At 72.2% G+C, this 13,274-nt stretch carries 13 protein-coding genes; 6 read left to right on the top strand and 7 right to left on the bottom strand.

Translation table 11 applies throughout. The features are described 5' to 3' along the window. Positions 1 to 118: 118 nt before the first annotated feature. The 4 genes from ACH4KB_RS02200 to ACH4KB_RS02185 form a co-directional block, all read right to left on the bottom strand. Positions 119 to 2,617 carry an ATP-binding protein gene (locus ACH4KB_RS02200; RefSeq protein ID WP_398062706.1) on the bottom strand — a complete coding sequence of 833 codons (2,499 nt, stop codon included), beginning with the start codon at positions 2,615 to 2,617 and terminating at the stop codon, positions 119 to 121. 350 nt (positions 2,618 to 2,967) lie between these two features. Further along, positions 2,968 to 3,291, bottom strand: coding sequence for an STAS domain-containing protein (locus tag ACH4KB_RS02195; protein WP_215111376.1), 324 nt, complete (start codon positions 3,289 to 3,291; stop codon positions 2,968 to 2,970). 292 nt (positions 3,292 to 3,583) lie between these two features. Then, complete coding sequence (locus ACH4KB_RS02190; RefSeq protein WP_398062704.1) at positions 3,584 to 4,432, bottom strand: 3-hydroxyacyl-CoA dehydrogenase family protein; 849 nt, start codon at positions 4,430 to 4,432, stop codon at positions 3,584 to 3,586. A gap of 149 nt (positions 4,433 to 4,581) precedes the next feature. Next, entirely contained in the window at positions 4,582 to 5,223 is a 642-nt protein-coding gene (locus ACH4KB_RS02185) for a TetR/AcrR family transcriptional regulator (RefSeq protein WP_398062702.1), read from the bottom strand. Positions 5,224 to 5,314: 91 nt separating this feature from the next. On the opposite strand from ACH4KB_RS02185, the gene ACH4KB_RS02180 reads away from it, so the two are divergent. Genes ACH4KB_RS02180 through ACH4KB_RS02170 form a run of 3 tightly spaced genes read left to right on the top strand, consistent with a single transcriptional unit; the run spans position 5,315 to position 7,458 of the window. Continuing rightward, positions 5,315 to 6,097 (top strand): ABC transporter ATP-binding protein, encoded by a 783-nt coding sequence (locus tag ACH4KB_RS02180; protein WP_398062700.1) that lies wholly within the window; start codon positions 5,315 to 5,317, stop codon positions 6,095 to 6,097. A gap of 10 nt (positions 6,098 to 6,107) precedes the next feature. Then, on the top strand, positions 6,108 to 6,857 hold the full coding sequence (locus tag ACH4KB_RS02175; RefSeq protein WP_398062698.1) for an ABC transporter permease: 750 nt from the start codon (positions 6,108 to 6,110) through the stop codon (positions 6,855 to 6,857). Positions 6,858 to 6,870: 13 nt separating this feature from the next. Next, on the top strand, positions 6,871 to 7,458 hold the full coding sequence (locus ACH4KB_RS02170; RefSeq protein ID WP_398062696.1) for a cob(I)yrinic acid a,c-diamide adenosyltransferase: 588 nt from the start codon (positions 6,871 to 6,873) through the stop codon (positions 7,456 to 7,458). Positions 7,459 to 7,460: 2 nt separating this feature from the next. Here the strand turns inward: ACH4KB_RS02170 and ACH4KB_RS02165 are convergent, their stop codons facing one another. Then, positions 7,461 to 8,039, bottom strand: a complete 579-nt coding sequence (locus tag ACH4KB_RS02165) for a hypothetical protein (RefSeq protein ID WP_398062694.1) — start codon at positions 8,037 to 8,039, stop codon at positions 7,461 to 7,463. A gap of 150 nt (positions 8,040 to 8,189) precedes the next feature. Between ACH4KB_RS02165 and ACH4KB_RS02160 the strand changes: the two genes are divergently transcribed. The 3 genes from ACH4KB_RS02160 to ACH4KB_RS02150 all read left to right on the top strand — a co-directional run bounded on the left by ACH4KB_RS02160 (position 8,190) and on the right by ACH4KB_RS02150 (position 12,142). Then, positions 8,190 to 9,455, top strand: a complete 1,266-nt coding sequence (locus ACH4KB_RS02160; protein WP_398063327.1) for a sensor histidine kinase — start codon at positions 8,190 to 8,192, stop codon at positions 9,453 to 9,455. Beyond that, positions 9,452 to 10,114 (top strand): response regulator, encoded by a 663-nt coding sequence (locus ACH4KB_RS02155; protein WP_398062692.1) that lies wholly within the window; start codon positions 9,452 to 9,454, stop codon positions 10,112 to 10,114. Before ACH4KB_RS02160 ends, ACH4KB_RS02155 begins: the two co-directional genes overlap by 4 nt. Positions 10,115 to 10,267: 153 nt before the next feature. Next, the gene (locus tag ACH4KB_RS02150; RefSeq protein WP_398062690.1) at positions 10,268 to 12,142 is read left to right on the top strand and encodes a glycosyl hydrolase family 18 protein; all 1,875 of its coding nucleotides are present in this window, start codon (positions 10,268 to 10,270) and stop codon (positions 12,140 to 12,142) included. 109 nt (positions 12,143 to 12,251) lie between these two features. Here the strand turns inward: ACH4KB_RS02150 and ACH4KB_RS02145 are convergent, their stop codons facing one another. Together ACH4KB_RS02145 and ACH4KB_RS02140 are read right to left on the bottom strand one after the other, a co-directional pair. After that, on the bottom strand, positions 12,252 to 12,698 hold the full coding sequence (locus ACH4KB_RS02145; protein WP_056702475.1) for a DUF2550 domain-containing protein: 447 nt from the start codon (positions 12,696 to 12,698) through the stop codon (positions 12,252 to 12,254). 133 nt (positions 12,699 to 12,831) lie between these two features. Then, positions 12,832 to 13,206 (bottom strand): F0F1 ATP synthase subunit epsilon, encoded by a 375-nt coding sequence (locus ACH4KB_RS02140; RefSeq protein WP_398062688.1) that lies wholly within the window; start codon positions 13,204 to 13,206, stop codon positions 12,832 to 12,834. Positions 13,207 to 13,274: the final 68 nt, after the last annotated feature.

Raw genomic sequence — 13,274 nt, 5'->3', positions numbered from 1 at the left:
GCGCGGCTTGGCCGCGCCGGGGGGGGGGGGGGGGGGCGCGGGGGGGGGGGGGGGGGGGGGGGGGCCCCCCCCCCCCCCCCCCCCCCCCCCCCCCCCCCCTTCTGTCTGTCCTGATGCGTCAGACCGGCGGTTCGACGGCCGCTTCGGACCCCGGGGCGCTCACCGACTCGGCGGGGCCGGCCGCGGAGGAGGCGACTTCCGCCGAGCTCGACGACGTGGCCGATTCGGTGGGCGTCGGGGAGGACGGGTCCGGCGACTCGCTCTGCGACTCGGACGGCGTGGGACTCGGGCTCTCGCTCTCGGTCTCCGTCGGCCCGGGAGAGGTCTGCGTCGGCGTCGGCTCGCTCGGTGAGCTGCTTCCGTCGTCCGTCGGGTCGTCCGTCCCCGGCGGCGTACCGTCCGACGCGGAGGCGCTCGGGGACGGGGAGCCGGAGGTGCTCGGGCTCGCCGAGGCCGAGGCGCTCGGGGTCGCGGACGTCTCGCCGCCGGTGGTCTCCCCGGCCGGGACGGAACCGTCCTCCGACTCCTCCGGGGGCAGGCCGTCGTCGGTCGGGTCCTCGGTGGCCGTCTGCTCGGTGGTGGCGTTGCGGCTGCCCGGCTCGTCGCCGTCGCCCGCGGTGACGCCGAGCGTGACGACGGTGCCGAGCACCGCGATCAGCACGGCGCCCGCGCCCGCGGCGGCCAGGTTGCGCCGGGCGCCGCCCAGGACGGCCCGGCCGGTCCCCTTGCGCGCGGCGGGGCCGGGCGGCAGCGAGGAGACGACCGTGGGCTGCTCCTCGGCCGGCTGCCGCAGGAACACCGGTGCGCCCGGGAACCCGCCGGGCGGCGTGCCCGGACCGTCCTGGCGCACCGTGGGCACGTCGCCCGACGCGGTGCGGCCGAGGGGGGCGAAGTCGCCGGAGCGGTCCGCGACCAGGGCGAGCGCGCGGCGTCCGGCCACGGCCCCGGACCTGTCGGCGAGGGCGCCGCGCATCCCGATCGAGGTCTCCAGCTCGGTCCTGGCCCGGTCCGGATTGCCGGTGCAGAGCGCGAGGACGCCCAACTCGTGGTGGAAGTAGGCCTCCTCGGCGACCTCGCCGGCGATCCTGGCGGCCTCCTGGCCGATCCTGAGGGCCCGCTCCCAGGCTCCCCAGCCCAGGCCCGCCGCGAAGGCCGGGGAGGCGCCGCGGGCCAGCAGGACGGCCGCGCTGGCCGCCCCCGCCTCGTCGCCCGGGACCAGCCGGCCCAGGGAGGCGACGATCGCGTCCGCCTCGGCGACGGCCCGCTCCGGGGTGACCGAGGGGTGCGAGGCCCACCAGGCGTAGTGCTGGGCGGCGGTACGGGCGTGCGCGGCGGCGTCGTCCTCGTAACCGGCCGCCGCGAGCTGGGCGAGGACTCCGGCGGCGAGGCGGTAGCGGGGGCCGGCCGGGGAGAGCAGGCCGCAGCCGGCGAGCTCGCCGAGCGCGGCGTCCGCGTGGGTGTCGCCCACGAGGGCCGGCAGATGGGCCTGGTGCGGCACCTCGCCGCCGAGGGCGACGGCGAAGCGCAGGGTGGCGCGGGCCGCCTCGCTGAGCCGGGAGGCGAGCAGCACGGCGGGCGCGGCGCCCTCGCCGAGGCTCGGCAGCGGGACGTCGAGGGCTTCGGCGGCGGGCGCCGCGGGGGCCGGCGGCGCGCCGTCCGCGCGTGGCTCGAAGTAGTCGTACTCGTCGAAGGCTTCGGGGCCGGCGCGCAGCCGGTCGCGCTGCACGAGGAGCGATCCGGCCTGGACGAAGCGGAGCGGCAGGCCCTCGGACTCGAACCAGAGGTCGCCCGCCCAGTTGCGCTCCTCCTCCGTGAGGGGGCGCTCGACGACCTTCTCCAGCAGGGTCAGCGAGGCGCCGCGGCCCAGGCCGGCGAGGAGCACCTCCTCCAGGTGGGCGTCGACGCCGGGGGTGGTGGTGTCGGGGGTGGCGGCGAGCAGGAAGGCGCACTCGGGGGTGGCGGCGAGCAGTTCGTCGAGGGCCGCTCCGCCGATCTCCAGGTCGTCGATGGTGACGACGGCGCCGATGGACCGGACGAGCGCGAGCAGTTCGTCGCGGTCGGGGCGGTGGTTCGGGGCCTTGTACACGGTGTCGAAGAGGGCGTGCAGCAGATCGGCGCCGGTGCGGCCCCGGCCGTTGAGGCGGACGACCCCGTCGGGGGCCAGGTCCGCGCAGTCGGCGGCGACGGCGTCCAGCAGCGCGGTGCGACCGGACCCGGCCTGACCGGTGAGGCGGACACTGCGACCGCGCGCCAGCAGGCGGACCAGGCGTTCGCGCTCCTCCTCGCGTTCCAGGAGCGGCAGCTGCGGGGCGGGCGGCCCCGGGGGCACCGGGGGTGCTCCGGCGCGTTCGTGGTCGGCGCGTTCGGCGGGGGTGCGGCGGACCGGGGCGTCGGGTCCCGCGCCGGGCGGGCAGGACTCGACCTCGCTGCCGTCGACGGGGTTGACCGTGAGCAGCAGGTCGCCGACGGTCAGCTGGACGACGCGGACCTGTTGCGGTGCCCCCGGGCCGAAGTCGGCGCCGCCCGACTCGCGGGACGGCCGGCGGTGGCCGGGATCGCCGCCGGAGCGGTCGTGGTCCTGCCCGTACTCATCGGATGCCCGGTGTGTCGGGTCCATCGCAAAGTCCCCCAGACGCGTCGTGCGCGGTTGCCCCTCCCGGCCTCACACGCGCCCCGCTGTCGCTTCCGGTCCGGTGTCCGCCCATGGGTTCGTTGTCATTCGGCGGACGGCCGAACCCTAGACCTTGGCACAGTATTCATGAACCGCCGGGGGGCCACGCCGTCCAGGACGTCACGTTCCGGTGAGGATTGCGTGACTTCTTCCGACGGGTGCGGTCCGTCCGGCCGTCCGGATCCCCGAGGGCGTCCGGATCCCCGAGGGCGTCCGTCCGGCCTTCCGGCTCCCGGCGGGGCGAGCGTCCGGCCGTCCGGCTCCCGGCGGGGCGAGCGGCGGCCGCGCGCACGCCTTCAGACGCGCGGCAGCGACTCGGCGGCGATGCCGCCCTCGATGGCCAGGATGCGGTGCAGCCGGGTGGCCACCAGGAGGCGCTGCATCTGCGGCGGCACGCCGCGCAGCACGAGGCGGCGTCCGGCCCGTCCCGCCCGGCGGTGGGCCCCCATGATGACGCCGAGTCCCGTGGCGTCCCAGGAGTCCAGCTCGGTCAGGTCCAGCACGAGGTCGCCGACTCCGTCGTCCACGGCCGAGTGCAGGACCGTACGGGCGTCCGCCGCGCTTCGGACGTCGAGGCGGCCCCCGACGACCAGCTCGACGTGGTCGCCCCTGATGTGCATATGCGCTCCCCGGTCATGCTCCGTAGAAGGTCCGTCTGTCTGTTCTGCCGTCGGCCGTCCGCTCCGCCGTCGGCTCGGTCGTAGGCCCTGCCTCCGCCACACGTGGCGCCCTGTCTCTGCCACCACTGACTGTCGCGACGACAGGGAAGTTGCCGTCTGTAAGCGAACTGATATCGAATTCACTCGGTGGAGTGACTCCGGTTCGTCGGGGACCGGTCCCCGCCGGGTAGGATCCCCGGCTCCCCCGGCCCGCACGGTGGCGGGCCGGGCCGGGCCGGGGAGCCGGGTCCGGTCAGTACGTGTAGAAGCCCTGCCCGCTCTTGCGCCCGATGTCACCTGCGTCGACCATCCGGCGCATCAGCTCCGGGGCGGCGAACTTCTCGTCCTGCGACTCGGTGTAGATGTTGCCGGTGGCGTGCAGGAGGATGTCGACCCCGGTCAGGTCCGCGGTGGCGAGCGGGCCCATGGCGTGGCCGAAGCCCAGCTTGCAGGCGATGTCGATGTCCTCGGCCGAGGCGACGCCCGACTCGTACAGCTTGGCGGCCTCGACGACGAGCGCCGAGATCAGCCGGGTGGTGACGAAGCCCGCCACGTCGCGGTTGACGACGATGCAGGTCTTGCCGACCGACTCGGCGAACTCCCGGGCGGTGGCGAGGGTTTCGTCGCTGGTCTTGTAGCCGCGCACCAGCTCGCAGAGCTGCATCATCGGGACCGGCGAGAAGAAGTGCACGCCGACGACGCGCTCCGGACGCTCCGTCACGGCCGCGATCTTGGTGATCGGGATGGCGGAGGTGTTGGAAGCGAGGACGGTGTTCTCGCCGACGACCTTGTCCAGGGCCCGGAAGATCTCGTGCTTGACTTCCAGCTTCTCGAAGACGGCTTCCACGACGACGTCCGCGTCGGCGACGGCGTCGAGGTCGGTGGTCGTGGTGATGCGGACGAGCGCGGCCTCGGCGTCGGCCGCGTCCAGCTTGCCCTTGGAGACGAATTTGTCGTACGAGGCCTTGATGCCGTCACGGCCCCGGGTCAGCGCGGCGTCGGTGACGTCCCGCAGCACGACGTCCCAACCCGCCTGGGCGGAGACCTGCGCGATCCCGGATCCCATGAGTCCGGCCCCGATGACGGCGAGCTTCCTGGCCACGTTCGCACCCCTTGGTTTCTGTTCGCCCGTGCCCGATTGTTCACGGCGGTTCACATGCTCTCCGGCGGAGGTTAGTACCCGTCGCGCGCGCTGGGGCGGTGAAGAGATGCGCGTCACGTCTCAGATGACGGACATCACACCGGGACGCGTCATCCGGCTCCGCGCCGCGCGTAGTTGAGGACCCGCTCGCCGAGCAGCCCCTCGATGTCGTCGAGGACGCCGAGAGCGTCGTGGGAGACCTCGATGGCCTTGCGGCCCTTCATCATCTCCTGGCTGACGTAACCGACGAGGGCGTGCTCGATCCAGGCGATCTGGCCGCCGACGAGGAGCGGCATCGGGTCGTCCTCGCTCGCTCCGGTGTCCTCGCGCAGGGTGGCGACGACGGCCTGGAGCACCTCCTGCTGGAGGTACCAGAGGCGGGCCTTGAGGGTGGGGGCGTCCTCGATGACGCGCATGAAGTCGGCGAAGCCGTCCATCAGCCCGAACTCCGGGGAGACGGCGACCACGGCGGCGCGTACCTCGCGCAGGACGGCCTCGGCGGCCGACTCGCCCGGGTCGCGGGCGCGGACGTAGCGGGCGACGCGCTGGGTGACGTGCTGCATCCGGTCGAGGAAGAGGTCCTCCTTGGCCGGGAAGTAGTTGTAGACGGTGTTCACGGAGACGTCGGCCAGTTCGGCGATCTCGGCGACGGTCACCGTGACGAAGCCGTGCTGGAGGAACAGCCCGGTCGCCATGTCCGAGATGCGCTGCTTGGCCTGGCGCTTCTTGCGTTCCCTGAGTCCCTCAGCCATGGCTCCATCGTAGGACGCCCGAGACAATCATGGTGTCGCTGAATTATTGGAGTCATTGCAATTATGGCTTCACTCTGTTTTTCTGTCCCCCATGACCGTCATCAGCACCTCCGGCCTGGCCCGGACCTTCACGACTCCGAGCGGCCCGGTGGAAGCCGTCCGTTCCATCGACCTGACCATCCACCCGGGGGAGATCGTCGGCCTCCTGGGCCCCAACGGCGCGGGCAAGACGACCACGCTGCGCATGCTCACCACGCTCCTCGCCCCGACCGGCGGCGCGGCCACCGTGGCCGGCCACGACCTGCTCACCGACCCCGCGGCCGTCCGCGCCGTCTGCGGGTACGTCGCCCAGTCCGGCGGGGTCGACCCGCATCTGACCGTCCGGGAGGAGCTCGTCACCCAGGGCAGGCTGTACCGGCTGAGCCGGGCGGAGGCGGCCGCGCGCGCCGGGGAGCTCGCAGCCCGGCTCGGCCTCGGCGGCCTGCTCGACCGGAAGGCGGCGAGCCTCTCCGGAGGGCAGCGGCGCCGCCTCGACATCGCGATGGGGCTCACCCACCGGCCGGCCGTGCTGTTCCTGGACGAGCCCACCACGGGCCTGGACCCCGGCAGCCGGGCCGACCTGTGGGACCTGGTGCGGGGCCTGCGCGACGAGATGGGCACCACCGTCGTCCTGACCACGCACTACCTCGACGAGGCCGACGCGCTGGCGGACCGGCTGATCCTCGTCGACGGCGGCACGGTGGTCGCGGAGGGGACCCCTGCCGAGCTGAAGGCCCGGTACGCCGGCTCCCCCGACGCCTCCCTCCAGGACGCGTTCCTGGCCGCCACCGGCCGTCCCGTCACCCCTGCCGACTCCGCCCCCGCAGCCGTATAGGACCCCGGCCATGCTCTTCCACGACACCGCGATCATCTTCGGGCGGTACGCCCGGCAGACCCTGCGCTCCCGCTTCCAGATCTTCTTCGGGATGCTGATGCCGCTGCTCTACCTCCTCTTCTTCGGCCCGCTGCTGCGGGACCTGCCGCTCGGCTCCCCCGCCGACTCCTGGCAGATCCTGGTGCCCGGCCTGCTCCTGCAACTCAGCCTGTTCGGCGCGTCCTTCGCCGGCTTCGCGATCATCGTCGAGAAGTCCACGGGCGTGGTGGAGCGGATGCGGGTGACCCCGGTCAGCCGACTGGCCCTCCTGCTGGGGCGGGTGCTGCGTGACGCCCTGCTGTTCACCTTCCAGGCCGTCCTGCTGGTGCTCGCCGCGCTGCTGATGGGGCTGCGGGCCCCGCTGGCGGGCATCCTCATCGGCTTCGCGTTCACCGGAGTGCTGGCGCTCTCGCTCGCCTCCCTCTCGTACGCCCTGGCCATGCGCGTCACCACCCCGCAGGAGTTCGGGCCGGTGATCAACGCGCTGACGATGCCGGCCATGCTCCTGTCCGGTCTGATGCTGCCCATCACGCTCGGCCCCGGCTGGCTGGACGTCCTCTCCCACTTCACCCCGTTCCGCTATCTGGTGGACGCGGTACGGGACGCCTACACCGGCTCGTACGCCACGGCGCACATGCTCCACGGGGTCCTTGTCGCCGTGGGCCTCGCCGCCGCGGCCGTGACAGTGGGCACACGGGTCTTCCGGCGGGCCGGAGCGTAACTACGCTGGACCCATGGTCAATCTGACGCGCATCTACACCCGGACCGGCGACCAGGGCACCACGGCCCTCGGCGACATGAGCCGCACCGCCAAGACCGATTCCCGGATCTCGGCGTACGCGGACGCCAACGAGGCCAACGCGGCGATCGGCGCGGCCATCGCGCTGGGGCAGTTGCCCGAGGAGCTGGTGAAGGTCCTCGTACGCGTCCAGAACGACCTCTTCGACGTGGGCGCGGACCTGTGCACCCCGGTGGTGGAGGACCCGGCGCTTCTAAAAAAAATGGCTCCTCCGCTGCGGGTCGAGCAGTCCTACATCGACAAGCTGGAGGCGGACTGCGACACCTTCCTGGAGGAGCTGGAGAAGCTGCGCAGCTTCATCCTCCCGGGCGGCACGCCCGGCGCGGCCCTGCTGCACCAGGCGTGCACCGTGGTCCGGCGCGCCGAGCGGTCCACCTGGGCGGCGCTGGAGGTGCACGGGGAGTCGATGAACGCCCTGACCGCCACCTACCTCAACCGTCTCTCCGACCTCCTGTTCATCCTGGCGCGGAGCGCGAACAAGGAGGTCGGGGACGTGCTGTGGGTGCCGGGCGGCGAGCGGTAGGCCTACCGCCCGTCGGCCGGTTCCCGTTCCGCCGCCTGGTCCGCGTCCTTCGGGGCCTGCTTCGGGAACACCGTGTAGCCGCCCGCGATGATCAGGTTGATGCCGATCACCAGGCCCATCTTCTGCTGCCAGCTCCGCAGCGAGCTGATGTCCCCTCCGGGACCGACGTACCAGACGGCCGCCTGGAGCAGGCCCAGCGCGACCGTCGCGGCGAGGATCCAGCGGGCGGCTGTGCGCCACTCGTGGGCGGCGCGCGCCATGCCGTACTTCGGCGGCTTCACCGGCGGCGGGCCGCCGAACCAGCGGTGGGCGACCCAGGCGTCCACCCATCTGATGGTGTGGTGGCCGAGCCCCACCGTGAAGCCGATGTAGACGGCGGCCAGGCCGTGCTTCCAGTCCGGCTCGGCCCCGTTCTTCAGGTCGATGGCCGTCACCACCAGCAGGACGACCTCCAGCAGCGGCTCGCACAGCAGCACGGCCGCGCCGAGCCTCGGTTTCCTCGCGACGTACCGCAGGGCGAGTCCGGCGGCCAGCAGAACCCAGAATGCGACCTCGCAGGCCACGACCAGTAGGGCGATCACGACTCTCTCCTCCCGTTCCCTTCCAGCCTCCCGGCCGCCGGGCGCGGACACGTCGTCGGCAGTGACGAAACGGGACTGCATCCTTCGATGTAGTCGCGGATCGGCCCGCGAAGGGAGGTACGGGGGGAGCGGTGCGTGTTGGATGGAGAGGTGTTCACCTCGATCCGCCCCGACCGCGACGCGGTGGCCCTGGCCGTCTCCGGGCTGCTCGGGGGGCTGCTGCTGTGGCTGCTGGGCCTCCACACCCAGGGCGGCCGCTCCTTCTCCGCGCCCTGGGCCACCCTCGTACCGCTGGCCGCCATGGCCGGGGCCGAGCTGCTGCGCCGCACGGCCCCGCGCACGGCGCTGACGATCGGCACGGTCGCGCTGGTGGCGGACCAGGCCACCCGGGGCAACCTCGCCACCATCCTGATGTTCACCGACGTCATGTACGCGGCCGTGCTGTACGGGACCCCGGCCGCGGCCCGCCGCCTCCCGGTGGCCACGCTCCTGATCACCGTCGCCTCCACGATCGGCTTCCTGGCCTGGTTCCGTAAGCCCGAGGCGCTGTTGATCGGCCTGGTCATCGGGCTGGTCTCCTTCGTCCCCGCCATCACCGGCGTCAGCGTGCGCACCCACCGCGCCGCCGCCGACGCGGCCCGGCTGGCCGCCGCACAGACCGCGCGGCTGGCCGAGATGGACCGGACGCAGGCGGTGATCGCCGAGCGGGCCCGGATGGCCCGGGAGCTGCACGACATGGTGGCCAACCACCTCTCCGCCGTGGCGATCCACTCCACCGCCGCCCTGTCCATCGACGACCCGGAGACCTCGCGGAGCGCCCTGAAGGTGATCCGCGAGAACAGCGTCGAGGGGCTCGCGGAGATGCGCCGGCTGATCGGGCTGCTGCGGGAGGGCGGCGAGGACGACGCCCCGGCGGCGGCCCCGACGCTCGCGTCCCTGGACGTGCTCGTCGAGCAGACGAACGTCAACGGGGCGTCCGGCGGGCTGGTCTGCACCCTGGAGGACACCAGGAGGGCGGCGGCCGGAGCGCTGCCGACGCCGGTCGAGCTGGCCGCGTACAGGATCGTCCAGGAGTCCCTGACCAACGCCCTCAAACACGCGGCGCCGGGACCGGTCGTGGTGCGGCTCGCCCACGGCGACGAGGTGCTGACGATCGAGGTGACCAGTGTGTTCGGCAACCGCCCCGGACCGACGGCGCCCGGTTCGGGGGCGGGCCTGGTGGGCATGGGCGAGCGGGTGACACTCCTCGGCGGGACGTTCGACGCCGGGGCCGAGCCGGGCTACGACGACGACCGCGACGGCGACGGCGACGGCGACGGCGACGGCGACGGCGACGGCGACGGCGACGGCGACGGAACCAAGATCTGGCGGGTGCGAGCTCAACTGCCCGTGACCGAAGGGACGATGCGGGAATGACGATCCGGGTACTGGTCGCGGAGGACCAGTCGGCGGTGCGCGCGGGGCTGGTGCTGATCCTCTCCAGCGCGCCGGACATCGAGGTCGTCGGAGAGGTGGGGGACGGTGAGGCGGCGGTGCGCCTGGCGCGTGAACTCCGCCCGGACCTGGTGCTGATGGATGTGCAGATGCCGCGCCTCGACGGGGTGGCGGCGACGCGGCAGGTGGTCGAGGAGGAGCTCGCGGACGTCCTGGTGCTGACCACGTTCGATCTGGACGAGTACGTCTTCGGGGCGCTGCGCGCGGGGGCCTCCGGCTTTCTGCTGAAGAACACCGACGCCCGCGATCTGCTGGAGGCGGTACGGACGGTGGCGCGCGGCGAGGGGCTGATCGCCCCGGCCGTGACCCGGCGGCTGATCGCGGAGTTCGCCGGAACGCCCCCCGTACGCGGCCGGGGGGCGGCCGATCCGGCGGTGCTGGACACGCTCACCCGGCGCGAGCGCGAGGTGCTGGCGTGCCTGGGCGAGGGCCTGTCGAACGCGGAGATCGCGCTGCGTCTCTCGATGGCCGAGGCCACGGTGAAGACGCACGTCAGCAGGGTGCTGGGCAAACTGGAGCTGCGCAGCCGGGTTCAGGCGGCGGTCCTGGCGCAGGAGTTGGGGATGAGAGCCACAACCTGATCTTTGGTCCAGACCTCTTGACGATTGGTCCAGACCTTCCTACTGTCACCGTCACACACTGCGGTGAGTACGAGAGCACCCGTACTCAGGGCGGCGCAGGGTTTGCAGTCCACGAATCACCCCCGTTTGTTGGACCTCACCCGAGGAGCACCGTTGAGCACTGATTCCCCCCAACGCCGATCCAGATTCCGATGGATCCCTGTCCGGAGCGGCCGCTCCAAGGTCGTCGCGGGCCTCACCGCGCTGGTCGTGCCGCTGGCCGCGATGGTGGGGCTCGCCGCCCCCGCCTCGGCGGCCACGTCGGCCACCGCCACGTACACCAAGAAGTCGGACTGGGGCAGCGGCTTCGAGGGCCAGTGGACGGTGAAGAACACCGGCACCACCGCGCTCTCCTCCTGGACCATCGAGTGGGACTTCCCCTCGGGCACCTCGGCGGGCTCCGCCTGGGACGCCAACCTCACAAAGAGCGGCAACCACTACACCGCCAAGAACCTCTCCTGGAACGGGACCGTCGCGCCCGGCGCCAGCATCAGCTTCGGTTTCAACGGCACCGGCTCCGGCTCCCCCACGGGCTGCAAGCTGAACGGCGCCTCCTGTGACGGCGGCAGCGTCCCCGGCGACAACGCCCCCTCGGCGCCCGGCACCCCGACCACCAGCGACGTCACCGACACCTCGGTCAAGCTCAGCTGGAGCGCGGCGACCGACGACAAGGGCGTCAAGAACTACGACGTGCTGCGCGACGGCGCGAAGGTCGCCACGGTCACCGGCACCACGTACACCAACACCGGACTGACCGCGGGCACCGACTACTCCTACACCGTGCAGGCCCGGGACACCGCCGACCAGACCGGCCCGGTCTCCGGCGCCGTCTCCGTGCGCACCACCGGCGGCGGCGGCGGCGAGCAGCCCGGCGGCGACAAGGTCAACATGGGTTACTTCACCAACTGGGGCGTCTACGGGCGCAACTACCACGTGAAGAACCTGGTGACGTCCGGCACTGCCGCGAAGATCACGCACATCAACTACGCCTTCGGCAACGTGCAGAACGGCAAGTGCACCATCGGCGACGCGTACGCCGACTACGACAAGGCGTACACCGCCGACCAGTCGGTCGACGGCGTCGCCGACACCTGGGACCAGCCGCTGCGCGGCAACTTCAACCAGCTGCGCAAGCTGAAGGCCAAGTACCCGCACATCAAGGTCCTCTGGTCCTTCGGCGGCTGGACCTGGTCCGGCGGCTTCGGCCAGGCCGTCCAGAACCCCGCGGCCTTCGCCCAGTCCTGCCACGACCTGGTCGAGGACCCGCGCTGGGCCGATGTCTTCGACGGCATCGACCTGGACTGGGAGTACCCCAACGCCTGTGGTCTGAGCTGTGACACCAGCGGCCCGGCCGCCATCAAGACCATGGCCGACGCGATGCGCGCGAAGTTCGGCGCGAACTACCTGGTCACCGCCGCCATCACCGCGGACGCCTCCGACGGCGGCAAGATCGATGCCGCGGACTACGCGGGCGCTGCCAAGTCCTTCGACTGGTACAACGTGATGACGTACGACTTCTTCGGCGCCTGGGCGAAGCAGGGCCCCACTGCCCCGCACTCCCCGCTGACCTCGTACGCCGGCATCCCCCAGCAGGGCTTCACCTCCGCCGACGCCATCGCCAAGCTGAAGGCGAAGGGCGTCCCGGCCAAGAAGCTGCTCCTCGGCATCGGCTTCTACGGCCGCGGCTGGACCGGCGTCACCCAGGCCGCCCCCGGCGGCACGGCGACCGGCGCGGCCCCGGGCACGTACGAGGCGGGCATCGAGGACTACAAGGTCCTCAAGAGCTCCTGCCCGTCGACCGGCACCGTCGCCGGCACCGCGTACGCCCACTGCGGCACCAACTGGTGGAGCTACGACACCCCGGCCACCGTCGGCTCGAAGATGACCTGGGCGAAGAACCAGGGCCTGGGAGGCGCCTTCTCCTGGGAGTTCTCCGGTGACACCACCAACGGCGAACTCGTGAGCGCGATGGCCAACGGCCTGAAGTAATCCCCACGCCGTAGCACGAAGCACGTAGCACCCCGGAAAAGCACCGGGGAGACGGGTCCGCCCCCCGTCTCCCCGGTTTTCCGCTGTGTACGGCCCTGTACGCGCCCCGCTACGCCACGTTCACCCGCTGGCCGGGCGGTGCCGCCTCCAGCCAGGCGAGGAAGCCGGTCAGGGCGTCCTCGCTCATCGCCAGCTCCAGGCGTGTCCCGCGGTGGAGACAGCCGAGCACGACGGAGTCGGACAGGAGCGCGAGCTCCTCCTCGCCCTCCGGAAGCCGGCGGGCGATCACCTCGATCGCAGAACGCTCCAGGCCCCGGCGGGGGCGAGGAGCGTAGGAGAAGACCCGGAACCAGTCGACGCGGTCACCGCTGTAGCGGGCGACCCCGTAGACCCAGCCCTTGCCGAGCGCATCGGGTTCCTCCGACACGTCCCAGCGCAGGCTGCAGTCGAAGGTCCCTCCGGACCGCTGGATCAGCCTCCGGCGCAGGCCGAAGACGAACAGTCCCAACAGGACCGTGACGATGACGGACGCGCCCACCCACAACGCGAGGACCATCTCCACCGACCTCCTCGCATCGTCGAGTAACGAACACCGAAACCGTATTGCACCTGCATCGCCTCAGCCGCGACACGGCTGGATCGCTCCAGCTCGGGCCGCGGCTGAGTAAAGACATCTGTCAGTGGGGGTGCTAGCGCACCGCCACCGCGCGCAGTCGTACGTCGGCGCGCCGCTGGGCAGCGGCGTCCGCGTCCGACTTCGCGAGTTCCAGCGCCCGCTCGGCGCGCTCGACATCGATCTCGTCGGCCAGCTCGGCGATCTCGGCCAGCAGCGACAGCTTGTCGTCCGCGAACGAGATGAATCCACCGTGCACGGCGGCGATGACGGTGCCGCCCTCACTCGTGCGGATCGTCACCGGGCCCGATTCCAGCACACCGAGAAGCGGCTGGTGACCGGGCATGACGCCGATGTCGCCGGTCGTGGTGCGCGCGACGACCAGGGTGGCCTCGCCGGACCAGACACTTCGGTCGGCGGCGACCAGCTCGACATGCAGCTCAGCAGCCAAGGGTGGCTCCTCGGGTCACCACCCGGCCGCCCGGCCGGGTGTCGGTTCAATTCTACGGGGCGTGGTGA

Origin of the sequence: Streptomyces sp. NPDC017520 (genome assembly GCF_044329855.1) — a bacterium.
Classification (GTDB): domain Bacteria; phylum Actinomycetota; class Actinomycetes; order Streptomycetales; family Streptomycetaceae; genus Streptomyces.
This window is presented reverse-complemented; position numbering and strand designations above follow the sequence as displayed.

Coding starts and splice junctions, on each gene's coding strand:
- ACH4KB_RS02180 (WP_398062700.1), top strand. CDS start 5,315: ATGACCGTCATCAGCACCTCCGGCCTGGCCCGGACCTTCACGACTCCG.
- ACH4KB_RS02185 (WP_398062702.1), bottom strand. CDS start 5,223: ATGGCTGAGGGACTCAGGGAACGCAAGAAGCGCCAGGCCAAGCAGCGC.
- ACH4KB_RS02200 (WP_398062706.1), bottom strand. CDS start 2,617: ATGGACCCGACACACCGGGCATCCGATGAGTACGGGCAGGACCACGAC.
- ACH4KB_RS02175 (WP_398062698.1), top strand. CDS start 6,108: ATGCTCTTCCACGACACCGCGATCATCTTCGGGCGGTACGCCCGGCAG.
- ACH4KB_RS02155 (WP_398062692.1), top strand. CDS start 9,452: ATGACGATCCGGGTACTGGTCGCGGAGGACCAGTCGGCGGTGCGCGCG.
- ACH4KB_RS02145 (WP_056702475.1), bottom strand. CDS start 12,698: ATGGTCCTCGCGTTGTGGGTGGGCGCGTCCGTCATCGTCACGGTCCTG.
- ACH4KB_RS02195 (WP_215111376.1), bottom strand. CDS start 3,291: ATGCACATCAGGGGCGACCACGTCGAGCTGGTCGTCGGGGGCCGCCTC.
- ACH4KB_RS02170 (WP_398062696.1), top strand. CDS start 6,871: ATGGTCAATCTGACGCGCATCTACACCCGGACCGGCGACCAGGGCACC.